The organism is Rhodoluna sp., from assembly GCF_024641065.1.
In the GTDB taxonomy this organism is placed as follows: domain Bacteria; phylum Actinomycetota; class Actinomycetes; order Actinomycetales; family Microbacteriaceae; genus Rhodoluna.
The window spans coordinates 29,696-45,510 of the sequence record NZ_JAHEDV010000001.1 but is presented as its reverse complement, the minus strand read 5'-3'; the positions used below and the strand labels follow the sequence as shown (position 1 = coordinate 45,510).

Sequence of the window (15,815 nt, the reverse complement as noted above, 5' to 3'; positions counted from 1 at the left end):
AACATTTGATTACAAAACACCGAGAATCAAACTCAAAAGGCGCTCCGAACCGTCTGCGACTCCGACAGACTTGGCGCCATCTGACATAGCTTTGAGCAAGCGTCGGTTCGACATGAGCGGCACGATTTCTGATGCAACATAGGCAGGCGTGAAGCCTGAATCAAGCACCATGGTTGAGCCGCCAGCAGCCACAATCTCGGTCACGTTGAAGCGTTGCTCACCGTTGCCCACCGGATACGGAACATATGCTGCCGGTAATCCGACCGCGGCAAACTCGCTGACTGTAGATGCTCCGGCTCGCGAAATGGCAAAGTCAGCTGCCGAAATCGCAAGATCCATGCGGTCGCAGTATGCGATTCGCACAAATCCTGGTTCACTAACCGGCGGCAACTCTGACCTTCCGCCGACGATGTGAAGCACCTGAATTCCTGCCGCATTCAAAACGCGCCTTGAAGCTTCAATAGTCTCGTTGATGCGCTTGGCCCCTAGCGAGCCACCGGTGACCAGCAATGTCACCGTCTCAGGGTCTAAGCCAAAATGGACGCGAGCCGAAGCTTGATCACTGTGGTTGGCCAATGCTTCTATTTCGCTCCGCAGCGGCATACCCACAAAAGTTGCATTCTTGAGTTTCGTAGCTTTGAAAGCAACCCCAACTGCGGCAGCGAACTTCGAGCCGAGTTTATTAGCCCAACCGGGCAAAGCATTCGCCTCGTGAACTACGAACGGAACTTTGGTACGCTTTGCCGCTAGGTAGGCGGGCGCGCTGGCGTACCCGCCAAAACCAACAACCACGTCGATTTTTTTATCCAGGATGATTTTTTCAACCTGCTTGATAGTGGCCTGAAACTTGGCTGGAAACTTAATTGCATAACCGCCCAGGCCTCGAGGAAAAGGCAACTTTGCAATAGTCAAAAGTTGATAGCCACGGGCGGGAACCAACTCAGCCTCGAGCCCCTCAGCTGTACCGAGAGCCCAAATCTGGTCGCTTGCTGATCGGGCGACAATTTTGTCGGCAAGCGCGAGCAATGGATTGACGTGCCCGGCAGTGCCGCCACCAGCCAAAAGAAAGTTAGTCATCGCACTCTCCTAGGCTGACGAAAGTTAGAGAAGTTTAGGTGGTTGTCTCGTTCGATGGCTAGAACCAGACCGATGGCTCCGAGAGTTGCAACCAACGATGAACCACCCTGAGAAATCAGTGGCAGTGGCACACCCAACACCGGAAGCAATCTGAGAACCACGGCGATGTTGATCAGTGCCTGCAGCACGATCCAAGACATGACGCCGCCAACAACGAAGCGCGCGAAGTCATCCCTGGTATTTTCAAAAATTCGTCGAAACGAAATCGCCAAAAACACGAAGAGGCCAATGAGTACAGCCGCGCCGATTAGACCAAGCTCTTCGCCGATAACCGCAAAAATGAAGTCGTTTTCTACTACCGGAATCCAACTCCACTTCATTTTGGATTCGCCCAGACCCGAGCCAAAAATACCGCCGGCTGCAATCGCGTATTCACCATGAATCGGTTGCCAGTTGTAGTCATTAGGGTCAGGTGCACTCGGATTCAACCAAGCCATAATTCGGCCCACGCGCGACCCCGAACCAACTGTCAGAAGCATCGGCACAGAAATAATTACCGCGGCAATTACAGTCAAATTGATACGGTTAGGCATGCCAGCCAGGTTCAACAGCATCATGACTGATGCAAACATAACAATTACTGTTCCGAGGTCGCTACCCAATAGCACGCAACCCATGGCCGCGACTGCGATTAGCAAGGCCTGCCACCAGACCCGGCCGTCATAAAGGCGATCCTGTCGCTTTGCCATCCAGAGTGAAAGCATCAAAATCAAGCCAATTTTCAAAAACTCGGATGGCTGAATTGCACCAACTCCCGGAATTTGAATCCAGTTTCGGTTACCGCCAACGCTTTTTCCGATGACTAAAACAAGTAGCTGCATGCCCATCGTGATTACGAAGGCAAACTTTGCGAAACGCTTGATGGTTTGAATCGAAAGCATTGAAGCTGCTGCCAGTGCTACCAGTCCGATTGCACCAAACAACAATTGACGCCCGCCGATGGTGAGCGAGTTATTCGTGTCTTTTAGTGAGTCAATCGACGAAGCAGAAAACACCATCACCAAACCAAAAACCAGCAAGAAGAAGGTGAACGCGAGCAGTCGATAAAAGTTTTGGGACTGTGCAGCGAAAATTCGGTTATACATTCCGCGGGCGGCTGAACCCGAGTTAGCTCTCAGCTCACGCACGCTTGAAGAAATGTTCAGTTGAGGTCGAACCGGTTTAGCTACTGGTGGACGACGTCGTTCGTGCGCCTTTTTCACTTGAGCGCCATCCTGACAGCTTCAGCAAATGAATTGCCTCGATCGGCGTAATCCTTGAATTGGTCCATTGAAGCCGCTGCTGGTGCAAGCAAGACAGTGTCTCCGTCACGCGCCAACGACACTGCCGCTGTCGCTACTTCTGCCATGACTTGAGCTCCGGCATCTGCCAAGATTTCGATTACCGGCTTGGCACCAAGATGGCGTGAAAGCGCCTCTAGCACCGGTTCGCGATCTTTGCCGATCACAATGGCAGCCTTTATTCGAGCAGAGTACTTTTTGACTACCTCACTGATGTCAACACCCTTTAGCAAGCCACCTACTACCCAGACAATGTTGTCGAATGAATTCAGCGATGCCGCAGCCGCGTGCGGATTAGTGGCTTTCGAGTCATCAATCCATCGAATGCCATCTGCTTCAGCAACTAATTCAATTCGGTGTGCGTCGAGTCTAAATTTCTTGAGAGCAGCTTTAATGTCAACCGGTGAAACCCCGTATGAACGTGCCAGCGCAGTCGCTGCAGCTGCATTTGCCATCAGATGCGGAGTCATAACACCGATGTTTGAGAGATCTTCGAGCGTCGCGATTTCGAGTGCGTTATTTGCCCTGTCATCCAGGAATGCACGATCGCAAAGAATGTCTTCGACAAAGCCGATCTGACTGCGCATAGGAGTACCAATTGTGAACCCGATTGCGCGTGCGCCCTCTTGAACATCAGCATTTTCAACCATGCGCTCGGTCTGTGAGTCGGCAACGTTATAAACACAGGCAACCTGGGTGTTTTCAAAAATTTTCGCTTTGGCATCACGGTAGGCCTCAAAAGATCCGTGCCAATCTAGGTGGTCATCAGCAAGGTTTAGAACAGCGGCCGAAAATGGCTTAACCGTACCTAGGTAGTGAAGCTGAAAACTTGATAACTCAACAACAAGAGCATCGAAACCATCCGGTTCACGAATAGCGTCCAATACCGGAGTACCGATGTTGCCACAGGCGATGGCACGTTTGCCGGACTGGTTGATCATTGCCTCAACCATTTGAACGGTAGTGGTTTTGCCGTTGGTGCCAGTGATCATCAGCCAGTCAGCAACGCGCTCAGGGTTCTTATCGCGAACTCGCCAAGCAAGTTCGATGTCTACCCAAACCGGAATCGCCACGTCGGCAGCCCAGCGCAAAAGTTCGTGCTCTGGCTTTACTCCTGGAGAAGTAATCACCAGTTGCGCTTCAAAGCTTTTTACAGCCGCGGGCACTCCCTTTGCCTCTTCACCACTGATGTGGTCAACGCCAATGACATCAAGGATGTCTAGAAGTTCGGCATCAGCTTTTTCAGCAACGACAAGCACTTTGCAACCAAGCTCAGCCAAGGTGTCTGCGACCGAGAAGCCAGTCACTCCGAGCCCAAAAACAACAACACGCAGGTCACGCCAATTGGCGTGCCAACTATTTAGCTGAGAAAAATCGGTCATCAGAATGCTTAGCCAGCAATCCACTCAAGATAGAACAAGCCGATGCCACTGAGCACGCAAAGACCGGCGATGATCCAAAAACGAACAACAACGGTAACCTGGGCCCAGCCTTTCAACTCAAAGTGGTGGTGCAGCGGGCTCATCAAGAAAACGCGTCGCCCAGTGCCGGTCTTCCACTTGGTTAGTTTGAAGAACACTCGCTGAATAACAACTGAGCCGGTGACGATCACAAAAATACCGCCGATCAGAAGCAAAAGGAGTTCGGTGCGAGAAAGAATCGCAAGAGCCGCCAGTGCACCACCAAGCCCAAGCGAACCGGTGTCACCCATAAAAATTTGCGCCGGTGAGGTGTTGTACCAAAGAAAGCCGGTTAGGGCTCCAACGATTGCGGTAGAGACCACAGCAAGGTCTAGCGGGTCGCGAACCGAATAACAGGCTGAAACGTTCTCTAGCACCGATCCACAAGCTTGGTTGAACTGCCAGAAGCCGATCACTGTGTAAGCGCCGATAGCCATTATCGAAGAGCCGGTTGCTAGCCCATCGAGGCCATCCGCGATATTCACACCGTTTGAGGCTGCCGCAACGAGAATGTAGATCCAGATCAAGAAGATTGCCAAACCCGCGATGGTGCCAAACATCATTAGATCGATGTTGGTGTCTCTGATAGCAGAGATAAAGGTTGAAGCTGGCGTTAGACCATCCTCGTTTGGAAATTGCAAGGCAAGCAATGCAAAAACGGTAGCAACCACACCTTGGCCGGCAATTTTCGCCCAGCCGGTTAGACCGAGGCTGCGTTGCTTGTGGGTTTTGATGAAATCGTCGATGAAGCCAACCAGGCCGAGACCAACCAGCATGAGCAAAACCAAGAGTGCTGAGGCAGAAGGCACCTCGTTGTTGGCTAGCTTGCCAACGAAATATCCGATAACCGCGGCAACAATAATCACCACACCGCCCATGGTTGGTGTTCCACGCTTGGTGTGGTGTGATTCAGGCCCGTCATCGCGAATAAATTGGCCCCACTTAAGTTTGCGGAACAGCCAAATAAAGGCAGGGGTCGCCAAAAGCGTGAAAGCCATTGAGACTCCACCGGCTAGCAAAATCGCTCTCAAGAACGAACCTCCAAAAGATCATCACCCAGGTGTCTGAGGTTGGCAGACTTGGATGATTTCACCAACACAATATCGCCAGCCATAAGCATTCCACGAACAAACGCCAAAGCCTCGTCAATCGCCTCAAAGAATTTCGATTCGCCGCCCCAGGAGCCCTCTTGTTCAGCACCCATGTGGATTAGCTTGGCTGCCTCTCCAACAACGATTAATTGATCGATGTTCAACCGCACAACTGTGCGACCAATAGCGTCGTGCTGCTCACGCGAAGCATGCCCCAGTTCTGCCATTTCACCCAAAATTGCGATGGTTCTGCGGCCAGATTTTCCGAGGTGAGCAAGGGTTTGAAGCGCAGCTTTTGTTGAGTCTGGGCTGGCGTTATAAGCATCGTTAATGACGGTCACACCATCGCTGCGATGGGTAGTTTGCATTCTCCAGCGCTCAGCCAATGGCATTGATTCGAGCGCCTCGGTAATAACTGCACGAGAAACGCCAAGTTGATCAGAAACCGCCGCAGCAGCAAGTGCATTCATGACATGGTGCTCCCCCAAAATCTGGAGAGTCAGTTTCGATACTTCGGCATCTGGCCAGTGCAATTCAAAAGCTGTGCCATCGATTGTGAGGTCGTGGCCGGTCGCGCGGTAAACAGCATCGCCTGAGGTACCGAAAGTGATTTTCTTCGCCTCGGTGAGTTCGGCCATATCACGCACGTAACCGTCATCGCTGTTCAAAATTAGGAGGTCATTTGCCGATAATCTCGCTGGCAGTTCCGCCTTGATTTTTGCTGTGGTTTCGATGCCACCAAATTCACCGACGTGTGCCAAGCCAACCTTCAGAACAACACCGATATTTGGCTTTGCAATTTCAGTCAAATAAGCAATGCTGCCTGGGCCACCAGCGCCCAGCTCGACAACCAAATATTTGGTGTCGAAGGTGGTTTGAAGCATCGAATATGGCGCACCAACTTCATTGTTATAAGACTCGATCGGTGCGATGGTTTCGCCAACTTGACTCAAGATAGCGCGAAGCATGTTTTTGGTCGTGGTCTTGCCATTTGAACCGGTGATGCCAATGACCTTCAAGTCAGATACAGCACGGATGCTTTGCAATACGTAGCCAGCCAATTTGCCTAAAGCGAGAACAACATCCTTGACAATAATTTGCGCAATATCGTTCTGCTCAGGCAGGTAGCGCTCAACTACGGCAGCAGTGGCACCATTTTGCACAGCAGCTGGCACAAACAGGTGCCCATCGGTAACCTCACCCGGCTTTGCGAAAAATAGCGAACCCGGCTTTACCAGCCTTGAGTCGGTTTCGACCGAACCGCTAACCAGAGTTTCTTGCGAGCCCGAGCTGCCAATAATGAGTTCGCCGTCAATTGCTTTGGCAATCTCGGCTAATGAAATTGCAATCATGACCAGCCAGACTCTTTGAGTGCTGCACGAGCTTCTGCTCGGGCCGAGTATGGAGTGCGAACACCGCGAATGTCACGGTAATCCTGATGGCCAGGGCCAGCCCAAAGAATGGCGTCACCCGGTTGGGCCATAGACACGGCTTTGCGAATTGCTGCCTCTGGCGGGCTTACCTCGATGATTTCAAGCTCGGGCCTCGCAGCACGAGCTGCATCGACCAGGGTTTTTCTGATCGAGGCTGGGTCTTCAAATCGAGGGTGGTGGTCGGTAATTACCAAAACATCCGAGCCTTCAGCAGCAATCTGGGCCATAGCCGGGCGCTTTGAGGCATCTCGGTCTCCATCGGCACCAAAGACCATAAAGACTCGACCCTGAGTTACTTTTCGGACCGCAGCCAGGGTGTTCAAGAAAGCATCGGGACTGTGGCCGAAATCAACATAGACGTCTGGGCCGGTCTCGCCAGTTACTCGCTCGGTGCGACCCGGTAGATAGGCGTCAATTCCATCCTTGATAGCTTCTGCGATTCGATTGGCATCAAAACCGGCCTCTACCAACATTGCAATGGCAAGACCCGCATTTGCTGCCATGTGAATGCCAAGTAGTGGCACGCGTGAGCGAATGTTGATGCCGTTTGGGCCGGCTAGCACAAATGAGGTGTATCGTGGAGTTTCGGCGGTCACAGCCACATGCCAGTCTGCGTCTACACCCATTTCGCTAGTGATAGTAACTACTGGAATCTCTGACTGCTTTGCAACCAGGCGGCCGTATTTTGAATCTAGGCAAACCACACCGCGGTCGGCTCGACGTTTGGTGAAAAGTGGCAGCTTAGCGGCCAGATATTCATCCATATCGGCATAGTCATCGAGGTGATCGTGACTCAAGTTGGTGAAACCAACCACATCGAAGTGCATGCCATCAACTCGCAACTGCGACAGTGCCTGAGCCGAGACTTCTACGGCTACTGCGGTCACACCCTTCTCACGCATGCGAGCAATCAAAGCCTGCATTTCAGGCGACTCAGGAGTGGTCAAGCGGCTGACAATGACTTCACCGGCAATGTGACGCTCAGCGGTTGATGTTAGGCCGGTAACCTCACCCATTTGACGCAAGATACCTTCGAGCAGATAACTGGTCGAGGTCTTACCGTTCGTGCCCGTGGTTGCAAAAAGCTTTGGCATGTTGCCTGGCACATTGCCATAGACATAAGCGGCCAAATCGCCTAGGTGAGCCCGTGGGTTCTCAAGGATGAGCACTGGAACCGAAAGCTGACCGAGTTCTGCTGCACCCGCTGCATCGGTTAGAACGGCAACTGCGCCCTGTTCGAGAGCTTGTGCCATGAACTTGGCACCGTGAGTCTTTCTTCCTGGCATAGCGACAAAAAGGTCGCCGCTGCGAAGATCGCCGGTGTTCATACTGATGCCGGTGAGGGTTACATCGGAGGCTTCAGGCGCCCAATCTAATGAGAATTTTTGTGCAAAAGCCTTCAGAGGCACTGGCACAACGGCCTCTGGTCTCAAAATTGGTGGAATTTGCTCTTGAATAGTCATCTCTACCATTCTTCAGCAATGTTGGGCGATTTCGTGGTAGATGGAGGCACTCGGTATGTTCGGAGTGTCTGTTGCATGATTTTTTTGAACGGTCCCGCAACACCAAATGAGTTTGAAATCGTTCTCGACTTATAAACCGTGACTGCAACCACAAACTGGGCGTCTTCAATCGGACCTAAGCCAATATAAGACACCGCGTGTAGCGAACCGTATCGACCGGTGGCAGGGTCGGTAATCTGAGCGGTACCGGTTTTGGCTCCGATTCGGTAGCCCGGAACCGCTCCGTAGTGACCAATACCACCGTGTTCAACAACTTTTTCGAGCATCAAAAGAGTTGATTCGGCCGTTGCGGCAGAGACTACTTGTTTGCCAGCTTTTACCGGAGCAGTTGCATACTTTCCGTTTTCGTCTGCACAGCCATCGGTCAGAGTTGGCTCAAGCAATACTCCCCCGTTGCCAAGGGCCTGATACATCATGGCTGATTGAATTGGGGTAACACTGACACCCTGCCCGAAGGTTGATACCCAGCGCTTGATTCCATCCCAGTTTTCTAGGGTGTTCAGCAGACCCGAGTGTTCGCCTGGAAAACCAATTGAAGTCTTAGAACCGAGGCCGAATTTGTCTAGGTAGGCTCGGCGAATCTTATAGTCAACCAAACCACCGATCTGTGCGATACCGGTGTTGGATGAATCGCGAAGAATACCCGTGGTAGTCAATTGCTCGGTTGGGTGAACGTGGCTGTCGGTGATGTTGTAGTTAACGCCCGGCAATGGCCAAGAATATGGAACTGTCACCTTGGTTTCAGGAGTTGCCTTGCCCTCTTCAATTGCGATTGCAGCGGTGATGGTCTTCAGAGTTGAGCCTGGCTCAAACGCTTGCTGAAATATACGGGCACCGCGATCTTCGCTTTTGCTCTTCTCTGGTGCGTTTGGGTCAACGGTCGGAGCCTCGGCAGCTGCCAAAATTCGACCTGTCTTAATGTCGATAATCGTGGCCGAACCCCAGTCACCACGCAAGTAACTAACTGTCGATGCCATTACCTGCTGCGCGTAATACTGCAAATCTGCGTTGATGGTCAGGTGAACATCTCGACCAGGAACAGCCTCGGTAATAGTCACAGTGCTTTCAGGAATTTTGATTCCGTCAGCACCGGTCTCGAAGGTTTCTTGGCCCGAAACACCTGCAAGACACTTGTCATACATCTGCTCGATACCAGCCACGCCGATGCCTTCGGCATTGACAAAACCGACGATGTTTCCGGCCACAGCTCCGTTTGGATATAGGCGGTCAGCGATCGCGTCGGTGTAGACCCAAGGAATTTTCAAATCTTTGATTTGACGATAGGCAGCGGCGTCAACACGCTTCTTGACCTGGGCATACTCGCCAGTGCCAGTAATTTTCTTCAAGACTGCCGCTTTAGTCATTGAAAGTGCTGACGCCATCTCGCCGGCAGCTTGGTCTACAGTTACCTGCACATCTTGGTCGTTTAGGGTTCGAGTGAATTCGGCCACTTTGCTCGGAGCAACATTTATGTCATAGCGCATGACGGTCTTTGCCAAGACCTTGCCCTCGGCATCGTAGATAGTGCCTCGAATCGCAGGAAGTGTGCGAGGTACCGAACGCTGGTCACTCGAGATTGTATTTAGCCGTTCAGCATCAATGACCTGGGTGTAAAAAAGGCGACCAACAAAGAGCAACGCAATAACGGTAACGATGCCAACAAAAAGCTTTAGACGCTTTTGAGGTTCACCTGGATTTAGGTAGGCCATGGTTCACCAAATTATCTGGTTGGTGAAGCGGCAATTTGGCCACCGTAGCTGACCACAGTCTCAGCAACCACGGCGGCGGTTGCTGAAGCGCCTGAACTCGCAACCATCGATGAAATATCACCGGTGCGCTCGGTTAGCGCGGCATTAGGAATCAAGTTAGAAGCAACACGACCGCTGGTGTCTAGCGCAGCCTTTGGCTGACCAAGAACGGTCTGATCTGAAATACGCAAGAAAACTGGGTTTGCGTTGGCAATCATTCCAAGCTTCTGGGCAGAATCAGCAAGGTTCTGCTGTGAAGACAGCGAATCTACCTGCTCACTCAAGATCTGAGCGTTGGTGGTTAGCTCGCGCTTCTGGGCCTGCAAGTCAGCCAACTCGTAAACAGCGTTTGAAGTCATGATGTGAATACACAGGTTCAGTACGGCAATCGCTGCAACGCAAATTGCTAGAAACACCATCGCTGAACGGTTGGCACGCGCAGCACCCATCGCAGGCAAGGCGCGAAGGTTTACTCGCTGCTGCGGCTGGACTGAACGCTGGCTTAGACGTGCTGTGCTCATGCTTTACTCCGGATTTTTTCTGCTGCGCGAAGGCGAACCGACGCTGCTCTTGGGTTTCGGGCAATTTCTTCGGCTGATGCTGGCTCGGCACCTTTTACAATCAGTCGAATTGTTGGTGCGTGCTCAGGAAGTTCAATCGGAAGTTCAATCGGCGCTGAAGAGTTTGCTGCGGCCGAAAAGGCCTGCTTGGTGATTCTGTCTTCGAGTGAGTGGTAACTCATGACCACGATGCGTCCGCCGACTGCCAGTGCATCGAGCGCTGCCGGCATGGTGCGCTCAAGTACTTCGAGCTCTCCATTCACTTCGATGCGCAGCGCCTGAAAAACTCGTTTTGCTGGGTGACCGGTTGATTTACCTGGGATAAAAGGAATCACCTTGGCGATTAGTGTGGCCAGCTCGGTGCTGGTTTCAAAAGGCTTGATCTTGCGTGCTGAAACGATTTCACGGGCAACAGCTTTTGCGTAGCGCTCTTCACCGAATTCCTTGAAGATTCTGGCAAGTTCAGCCTCGGTGTAGTTATTGACGATGTCAGCCGCGGTTTTTCCTACGGTTGAATCCATGCGCATGTCTAGCGGTGCCTCGTAAGAGTATGCAAATCCGCGGTCGCGTTCGTCTAATTGCATGGATGAAACACCAAGGTCGAGCAAAATGCCATTAGCTGCAGAAATCTCTAGTTCGTCGAGAACATCCAAGATCTCTTCATAAACCGCGTGCACCAGGTGAATTCGATTGGCGAAACGCTGCAGGCGCTCACCCGCGAGAGCAAGCGCTGAAGGATCGCGGTCAATGCCAACCAAGGTGATGTTAGGAAAGCGCTCGAGAAAAGCCTCGCTGTGGCCACCCAAGCCCAAGGTTCCGTCTACGAGCACGGCACCATCGGTGGTCAATGATGGGCCAAGAAGTTCGATTGCGCGTTCTAGAAGTACTGGGTCGTGCAGTTCAGAGATGAGCTTAGCCATTGGTTATCCGGGACTAGAAAAGTCCAGGAATCACCTCCTGCGCAACTTCGGCAAACTGCGACTCTTGACGCTTCAGGTATTCGTTCCAGGCTGATGCATTCCAGATTTCAGCTCTTGAACCAACACCGATGACGACTAGGTCTTTGTCTAAGCCGGCGTATTGACGCAAGGCCGCTGGGATAGTTACCCGACCCTGCTTGTCTGGTTGCTCGTCTGAGGCGCCAGAAAGAAAAACACGAAGGTAGTTGCGGGCGTCGACATTGGTAACCGGCGCTTGACGAATCTTGTCGTGCACGGCTGCAAACTCGGCAGCACTAAAAACATACAGACAGTTCTCTTGACCACGGGTGATAACCAAACCGCTTTGAAGTTCGTCTCTGAACTTGGCCGGAAGGATTACACGGCCTTTGTCATCGAGCTTGGGCGTGTGCGTACCGAGTAGCATCTTCGCCCCCTTTCTCGATCGACATTTACAACTAACTCCACTTTACTCCACTTCGCTCCACAATTGTGGATATTTAGCGGAATTTTATGAGCTTATCGCCAGCGTGTCGCGAATTCAAGCGGTTTTTGGCTGTGGAGGAAAAATCCTTGTTAAAGCAAAAAACCCACCCGATTTGGGTGGGTTTGGAGTGTTTTTCGGTTTATTGCCCCTGGCGGCGATCCCAGCGGTCTTCGAAGAAGTTTTTTGCCTGACCAGCCTGCTTGGCAGCCTTGCCTGCAACCGGTTTTTTTGAGCTGGTGATGGTGCGGTTGACATTTGAGCTGGCCAAAATAAGACCCGCAAGCATCACCAAGAAACCGACCACACCGAATGCGGCCACCTGCAACATCACTGCCACAATCAAAAGTGACAATCCGATAATGGCAACTGCTGCCCCGGCGATAATTCTTCGCGGTGAAATAACACGACCTTCGCCGAGCTTTGAAGCGAGGTTCGCGTCGGTTGCATAGAAACCGCGTTCTAGCTCATCAAGAAGCTTTTGCTCTTGCTCAGACAGACCCATCGAAACTCCTAAAACTGCGCATCGCGCCACTAGTTCAAATTGTAGGCTCCAGTTCGGCGTTAGGCTAGTGCCGTGACTGAATCTAAAGCGCTACTTGGGCTAATTCAAGAAAACTTGGATGAATTTTGCAACGCCAGACGAGTTGAATTCGAAATGATTTCTCCAGATCTTGTTCCCGTTGTTGACTACACCCAAGACCTTCTTCGCGGCGGCAAAAGATTCCGTGCACTTTTCACCTACTGGTCTTGGGTGGGCGCACTCGAATCGGCCGACCTTCAGCAATCAGAGCAGCAACGCGCCGCATCGGCTGAAGCAATGGTGAGCATCACCGCCGCCCTTGAAATGTTCCACGCTGCAGCCCTGGTTCACGACGATCTTCTCGACCAGTCGGACACCCGACGCGGAGCTCCATCCGTGCACAAAAGGTTTGAAGCCCTGCACCAAGAATCTGGTTGGGCGGGAAGCCCAGAGCGATTCGGAACAGCCGGCTCAGTGCTTGTTGGCGACCTCATGTTGGGTTGGAGCAGCGAGCTATTCGGCAATGCCCTACTGAACGCACCAACTCCAGAGATTGAAACCGCCTGCCGAAACGAATTCAGCAAGATGCGTGTTGAGGTAATGGCCGGTCAATACCTAGACGTTCTAGAAGAGAATGCGGCACTTACTCGCCCGGCCAGCGAATCGGTTGGTCGAGCAACCCGCGTGATCTTGTATAAGACAGCCAAGTACAGCATTGAGGCGCCGATGTTGATTGGCGCGGCTTTTGCCGGAGCAACCCCGGCGATGCTTCGCGGGCTATCAGCCTTTGGAATCCCCTTGGGCATGGCCTTTCAGCTCAAAGATGACATCCTTGGTGTTTTTGGCGACCCTGAGGTAACCGGAAAACCCGCGGGAGATGATCTTCGCGAAGGCAAGCGTACTGTTTTGGTTGGGCTAACCCGCGAGACCTTGCCGAAGTCAATTGCCACGATATTTGACGAACTTTTGACCAGTCGAGTTCTTGACGGTGAACAGATTGCGTTCTTGCAACAAACCATTATCGACAGTGGTGCACTGGCCAAAACTGAACGAATGATGCAAGAACTTGCTGACGAAAGCTTGAACGCATTAGAGAGCCTGGAGCTCGACCCAAGAGCTAAAGAACAGCTGAAAAAACTAGCTCTTCTAGTTATTAATCGTGACGCTTAATTAGTTCTAGTTAGATCGCGCTTCTCTATTAGAGCGCAAGCATCATCGCTGAACGGCGCACCGCTGACTTGTGACCCTTGAGCAAAAACTCCATTGGGGTTCCAGGCAGGGTGTCGTCGAAGGTGTAAAGCCACTTCACAGCTTCATCAATGTCAAGACCCGAATCAAGCAAAACGATTATTGTGCCGTGAAGACTTGCTAGTGGCTCACCATCTACGATCAATTCGGCAGGAACCTTCAGCACTCCGTCTCGTCGCGCCGCAACCAGGTGGTGCTCCTCGATTAGTCGACGAACGCGACCAAGAGGAATATCGAGTTGGTCGGCAACTTCGGGGACGGTTAGCCAAGCAGGCACTGCATCAAGAACATCATTCACAAGACAAGATTGCCACACCTGAGCGCCTCTGTGGTATCCCCTAGCCTCGTGGGATGATATTGGGGCAGCAATATTGCGACCGGCACCACTTTTTTAGGAGTAAACGATGGCGGATCTTTCTGGCCGACTCATCGGCGGCCGCTATTTGATTAAGAATCTCGTTGCTAGCGGCGGTATGGCAACTGTCTATTTGGCTATTGATACTCGCCTGCAACGCGAGGTGGCGCTCAAGATAATCCACCCACACTTGTCGAACGACCAAGACTTTAGAGAAAAGTTCATGCGAGAGGCACTAATTGCCGCGCGTATCTCACACCCAAATTTGGTCAACATTTTTGACCAAGGCCAGGATGGACATCTCGCCTACATCGCGATGGAATATGTTCCTGGAATTACCCTTCGTGACGCGCTAAGAGAGCATGGATCAATCGACTCAAAGCGCGGGCTAGCGCTTTTTGAAAAACTTCTCACCGGATTAGCTGCAGCTCATCGCGCCGGAATTCTTCACCGTGACCTCAAACCTGAAAATATATTTCTTGCAGATGACGGCAGAATCAAGCTCGGCGACTTCGGCTTGGCCAGAGACATTGATAACCACACATCCACCGGCTCTCTGGTTGGCACAGTGGCGTACCTCTCACCCGAGCTAGTTCTGCGCGGTATTGCCGATGCCAGAAGTGACGTGTATGCGGCAGGCATCATCCTTTTCGAAATGCTCACTGGTCGCCAGCCCTTCGAAGGCGAGCAGGCAGTTCAGATTGCCTACCAACACGCCAATAGCCAGGTACCGGCTCCTTCAAGCCTTAATTCAGAGATTGCACCGATCGTTGACGAGCTCGTGCTCTGGGCATGTGCCAAAGACGCCAGCCACCGACCAGCAGATGCAGGCGAACTCCTTGCTGCAGTTCAACGTGCGCGCCGCGACCTTGACAACGGGCGAACTGGTCGACGACTCAATACCACTCAAAAGCTTGACACCACCGAGGTAATTTCTCCGTTGGCAACCGGATCTGGCGCTTTGCAGGCAAATGCGACGGAGGTCATCCCAGATTTCAATTCAACCGAAAAACTTGATGACCTAAACGCAACAACGGTTCTAGATGACTTTGAGGTCGCGACCGAAGAGGAAAGCGAGCTGGCCAAGTTGGGTCGCTCACGGCGCCTCCTGCGAATCGCAATCGCAACTCTATTGACAGTATTACTCGCAGCGGGAGCGGGCTGGTGGTTTGGCGCTGGACCAGGCGGCTTCAAAGCCATTCCTGATGTTTCTAACCGAACCAGCGAGCAAGCATCTGCTGCCCTCGAATCACTAAATGCAAAGATTCAAATCATCACTGAGAGCAATGAGTCAGTTCCGGTCGGATTAGTAATTCGCACAGAGCCGGGCGCAGGCTCGTTGTATTTTGGTGGCGACATCAAGATTGTCACCTCGGCTGGTCCGGCCGTCGTAACAGTGCCTAAACTGCTCGGTAAAAACCTAGCCGAGGCGACCACCGCGCTGGTTGGGGCTGGCCTAAAACTGGGCAAAGTCTCTTCATGGTTTGTTGATTCACCGCTAGGAACGGTCTACGAAACTTCTGCTGACACAACAGCTGAATTACCCGGTGGCACTGCCGTCGACCTCAAAGTTTCATTGGGTGCTATTCCCGTTGTCGCGGGGTTGAGTCAAGAAGTTGCAACGGCGGCCCTGGCCGCTGCTGGGCTAAAAGTCGCAGGCGTCTCTGAAGAATTTTCAGACACTGTGACCAAAGGCCAAGTTATCAGTCTCGTTCCAAGCTCCCAGCCTCTTGGTGAAGGCTCAGAAGTCACTCTGACAATCTCCAAAGGCCCCGATCTAGTCGCTGTTCCAGCAGTGGTCGGCGAAACCATACTTGCAGCCGAAGGAGCTCTCAAAGCAGCAGGATTCAACGTGGTAGTCGACACCGATCAGTTGAGCAGCCGCTGGGGAATCGTGAAGGTCAAAAGAGTTAGCCAACCAGCTGGAACACTGGTCAAATCAGGTTCGACTATTACCATTTACAGCCGCTAGCGCTAAAGCACGCTCGCACTTAAATGGTTATCCCCGCCGACTATCGGCGGGGATAACCATTAG

The 15,815-nt window shown here is 52.2% G+C and carries 14 protein-coding genes; 2 read left to right on the top strand and 12 right to left on the bottom strand.

All coding sequences use genetic code 11. The annotated features are described in order from the left end of the window. Positions 1 to 9: 9 nt before the first annotated feature. The 11 genes from Q0L26_RS00215 to Q0L26_RS00165 form a co-directional block, all read right to left on the bottom strand. A complete protein-coding gene (locus tag Q0L26_RS00215; protein WP_296645848.1) occupies positions 10 to 1,077 on the bottom strand; it encodes a UDP-N-acetylglucosamine--N-acetylmuramyl-(pentapeptide) pyrophosphoryl-undecaprenol N-acetylglucosamine transferase in 1,068 nt (355 codons plus the stop codon). Then, complete coding sequence (locus tag Q0L26_RS00210; protein ID WP_296645845.1) at positions 1,074 to 2,339, bottom strand: putative peptidoglycan glycosyltransferase FtsW; 1,266 nt, start codon at positions 2,337 to 2,339, stop codon at positions 1,074 to 1,076. The genes Q0L26_RS00215 and Q0L26_RS00210 overlap by 4 nt, the downstream gene beginning before the upstream one ends. Continuing rightward, a complete protein-coding gene (gene murD / locus Q0L26_RS00205) occupies positions 2,336 to 3,799 on the bottom strand; it encodes a UDP-N-acetylmuramoyl-L-alanine--D-glutamate ligase (protein WP_296645844.1) in 1,464 nt (487 codons plus the stop codon). The genes Q0L26_RS00210 and murD overlap by 4 nt, the downstream gene beginning before the upstream one ends. Positions 3,800 to 3,807: 8 nt before the next feature. Further along, entirely contained in the window at positions 3,808 to 4,908 is a 1,101-nt protein-coding gene (gene mraY, locus Q0L26_RS00200; RefSeq protein WP_296645841.1) for a phospho-N-acetylmuramoyl-pentapeptide-transferase, read from the bottom strand. Next, entirely contained in the window at positions 4,905 to 6,320 is a 1,416-nt protein-coding gene (gene murF / locus Q0L26_RS00195) for a UDP-N-acetylmuramoyl-tripeptide--D-alanyl-D-alanine ligase (protein WP_296645839.1), read from the bottom strand. Before murF ends, mraY begins: the two co-directional genes overlap by 4 nt. Continuing rightward, positions 6,317 to 7,864: a UDP-N-acetylmuramoyl-L-alanyl-D-glutamate--2,6-diaminopimelate ligase gene (locus Q0L26_RS00190; RefSeq protein WP_296645836.1), complete on the bottom strand. Its 1,548-nt coding sequence runs from the start codon at positions 7,862 to 7,864 to the stop codon at positions 6,317 to 6,319. Before Q0L26_RS00190 ends, murF begins: the two co-directional genes overlap by 4 nt. A 2-nt stretch (positions 7,865 to 7,866) precedes the next feature. Continuing rightward, positions 7,867 to 9,633, bottom strand: coding sequence for a penicillin-binding protein 2 (locus Q0L26_RS00185; RefSeq protein WP_296645835.1), 1,767 nt, complete (start codon positions 9,631 to 9,633; stop codon positions 7,867 to 7,869). Between the two features lie 11 nt (positions 9,634 to 9,644). Further along, complete coding sequence (locus Q0L26_RS00180; protein WP_296645833.1) at positions 9,645 to 10,193, bottom strand: hypothetical protein; 549 nt, start codon at positions 10,191 to 10,193, stop codon at positions 9,645 to 9,647. Next, a complete protein-coding gene (gene rsmH, locus Q0L26_RS00175; RefSeq protein WP_296645831.1) occupies positions 10,190 to 11,152 on the bottom strand; it encodes a 16S rRNA (cytosine(1402)-N(4))-methyltransferase RsmH in 963 nt (320 codons plus the stop codon). The genes Q0L26_RS00180 and rsmH overlap by 4 nt, the downstream gene beginning before the upstream one ends. Positions 11,153 to 11,165: 13 nt before the next feature. Further along, the gene (mraZ, locus tag Q0L26_RS00170; protein ID WP_296645828.1) at positions 11,166 to 11,597 is read right to left on the bottom strand and encodes a division/cell wall cluster transcriptional repressor MraZ; all 432 of its coding nucleotides are present in this window, start codon (positions 11,595 to 11,597) and stop codon (positions 11,166 to 11,168) included. Between the two features lie 199 nt (positions 11,598 to 11,796). Next, on the bottom strand, positions 11,797 to 12,159 hold the full coding sequence (locus Q0L26_RS00165) for a DUF3040 domain-containing protein (RefSeq protein ID WP_296645827.1): 363 nt from the start codon (positions 12,157 to 12,159) through the stop codon (positions 11,797 to 11,799). Between the two features lie 72 nt (positions 12,160 to 12,231). Here Q0L26_RS00165 and Q0L26_RS00160 point away from each other — a divergent pair, with 72 nt between their 5' ends. Continuing rightward, entirely contained in the window at positions 12,232 to 13,347 is a 1,116-nt protein-coding gene (locus Q0L26_RS00160; protein ID WP_296645825.1) for a polyprenyl synthetase family protein, read from the top strand. 28 nt (positions 13,348 to 13,375) lie between these two features. Here the strand turns inward: Q0L26_RS00160 and Q0L26_RS00155 are convergent, their stop codons facing one another. Next, the gene (locus Q0L26_RS00155; RefSeq protein ID WP_296645822.1) at positions 13,376 to 13,723 is read right to left on the bottom strand and encodes an Rv2175c family DNA-binding protein; all 348 of its coding nucleotides are present in this window, start codon (positions 13,721 to 13,723) and stop codon (positions 13,376 to 13,378) included. Positions 13,724 to 13,829: 106 nt separating this feature from the next. Between Q0L26_RS00155 and pknB the strand changes: the two genes are divergently transcribed. Next, positions 13,830 to 15,752: a Stk1 family PASTA domain-containing Ser/Thr kinase gene (pknB, locus tag Q0L26_RS00150; protein WP_296645821.1), complete on the top strand. Its 1,923-nt coding sequence runs from the start codon at positions 13,830 to 13,832 to the stop codon at positions 15,750 to 15,752. Positions 15,753 to 15,815: the final 63 nt, after the last annotated feature.